The 2,307-nt window shown below is 66.5% G+C and carries 3 protein-coding genes; all 3 read right to left on the bottom strand.

Annotated features, from left to right (window positions below):
• Nucleotides 1-822: hypothetical protein (locus ACSLE4_RS10410; RefSeq protein WP_435904387.1), on the bottom strand; the 822-nt coding region annotated here is incomplete at its 3' end.
• Between the two features lie 197 nt (nt 823-1,019).
• Nucleotides 1,020-1,787: a peptidoglycan editing factor PgeF gene (pgeF, locus tag ACSLE4_RS10405; protein ID WP_435904388.1), complete on the bottom strand. Its 768-nt coding sequence runs from the start codon at nt 1,785-1,787 to the stop codon at nt 1,020-1,022.
• Between the two features lie 37 nt (nt 1,788-1,824).
• Nucleotides 1,825-2,307 (bottom strand): SAM-dependent methyltransferase (locus tag ACSLE4_RS10400; protein WP_435904386.1); only part of this gene is annotated, 483 nt, incomplete at its 5' end.

Here is a 2,307-nt window from a genome sequence, read left to right as displayed (position 1 = left end):
CTGCTGCGAGACCGTGCCCAGGCGCTTGCCGTTGGGATCGAGCACGCGCCAGTCGATTTGGATCTTCTCATTGCCGCCACCGGCAGCGGTACGCTTCACGATGCCCTTTACCGTGTAGACGTTGCCCGACGTTCCGTTCACGAGCTTCACGCCGTCCGCATAGAGCTTCTTCTTGAGGGCCGTGGCCAGCGACCTGCTGCCGTCGCCGGGCGCGCCTGACACGGGGGCCACGACCACGCCCGAGGGCTTAGGCGCGGGCGCCGGCTTTGGGGCTGCGGCGGTGGTCGTGGCCGCCGTGGTGGTTGCGGCCGGGGCGGCTGCTACCGATGGCGAGCTGGCGCTGCGGCCGCCGGGCAGGTCGGCGGCAAGCTGTGAGGTGGTGTTGTTGGCGATGCTCCGGATCACCTTGTCATCGACCCCCCGCCAGGGATTGCTGCTGGTCCCTCGGGAGGCGATCTCCTCGCCGGAGACGCGGGTCACCCGGGTGCCCTCGGCGTCGGTCACGTCCCAAATGTAGGAGATCTTGGACCCCTGCCGCTCGGGTGCCGCCAGGAGATAGCCGCGCAAGGTATAATTGGCGCCCTCGGTGCCGGGCATGAGCGTCAGATTGCGGTCATTGCCGGCGACAATCAGGGCTTGGGTGAGCTCTTTGGTGACGCTCTCGGGCGCTCCGATAATGGGGGCGACGGCGATCTTGGGGGAGCCGCCGAACAGGCTTCCGGCGCCGCTCAGGAGCCCGCCCATACTCGTGCTTCCACCGCCGCAGCCTGCCAGGCATACGGCCGCGAGCGCGGCGAGCGCGACCCCCGCAATACGTCTCAAAAGGGCGCGTACATGTCGTGAGTCCGCGTCCAACAAAATACTCCCTCTGTTGGCCGCACAGCGCCGCTCGCGTGAAAGCCTCCGCGAGTGGACTCCCAACCCTTGATCGAACAAGAGCTTACCTGTCCCGGCCCGTTTGCGTCCAGTTCTAGCGTCCCCGTCACGCCGGGCCAATCCACCTCATGGTGAATTACAGCTCAGGCAAGCACGATGGCGGAAATTTGACGGCCGTAATCGTCCTCGCCGTGGTGCTGGGACCGGCGATAGCTGAAAAGACGGGTTTCGTCGTAGTAGGTGCAGAGATCAAGGTCCAGCGTCTCGCCGACGCCAGCCCGGGCCAGGCGCTCGGCCACATAGCCCGGCAGGTCGAAATGGGGCTCTCCGGAGCCTTCGTCGGTCACGAAGAATGCCTCGCTTCCGGGCTCCTGCGCCAAGAATTGCGCCTTATAGTCCTCGCCCACCTCGTAGGCGCCTTGGCTGATGGCGGGGCCGATTGCCGCATGGATGCGTTCGGGCTCGGCGCCGAGCCCGGTCATGGTCTCCACGGTCGCCTCGACGATGCCGGAGAGCGCGCCGCGCCAGCCCGCGTGAGCCGCGCCGATGACACGGGCCTCAGGGTCGCAGAGCAGCACCGGGGTGCAGTCGGCGGAGAGGATGCCGATGGCGAGCCCGGGTGTCGCCGTGACGACGGCGTCGGCGTCGGGCGTTTTGCTCTTGCCCCAAGGCTTCGTCGCCACCACGGCGATATTCGAATGCTTCTGATAGACCGTGACGAGCTTCTCGGGGGCCACGCCCAACAGCCTCGCCACCCGCCCGCGATTCTCGGTGACGTTGGCGGCGTCGTCGGACGAGCCCGGGCCGCAGTTCAGCGACGCATAGATGCCCTCGGAAACGCCGCCGAGCCGCGTGAAGAATCCATGGCTGACGCCGTCGATCCCGGCGAGGCTCGGGGCCTGGAACATTATCTTGTCGTCAGTGACCATGACCGGCACTCGTTTGCTCCTAACTCTCTCCGAAGGGTGGCGGCGGGGCAAGCCCCGGGCTCGTAATTGCGAGGGCCTTGAATAGAAGACCCATCGCCGAGGGATCGACGAGCCGGTTCGTGCCGGCGATCAACGCCTCACATTGTCCGTCGGTTGCGCCTTCGCACAGATGGCCGCGGCGCGCTTCGAGACCGAGCCGCAAAAGAAACGCGCCTTGCGGCATTGGTCCGTAAGCGGTCAGTCCATGCGCGATTGCGGCGTCCTTCAGCGCGGCGAAGTCTACATGGGCGGTGAGGTCGACTTCGCCGGGGTTCCGCAGCGGGTCGGCGAATTTGTGGCGGGAGATCGCTTGTAGCGTGTCGCCGCAAGCCGTCGCTTCGTGGCCGTAATCGACGATCAGCGCGGCAAGCGGGACGTCTTGCGCGCGAGCGGCAAGTGCCGCGATGAGCGTGTTCGCCGCCGGTCTGATTTCGAGAATGGACCCGTCCGGTATGTCGAGTGT

Source organism: Methyloceanibacter sp., assembly GCF_051306395.1.
Classification (GTDB): Bacteria; Pseudomonadota; Alphaproteobacteria; order Rhizobiales; family Methyloligellaceae; genus Methyloceanibacter.
This window is presented reverse-complemented; position numbering and strand designations above follow the sequence as displayed.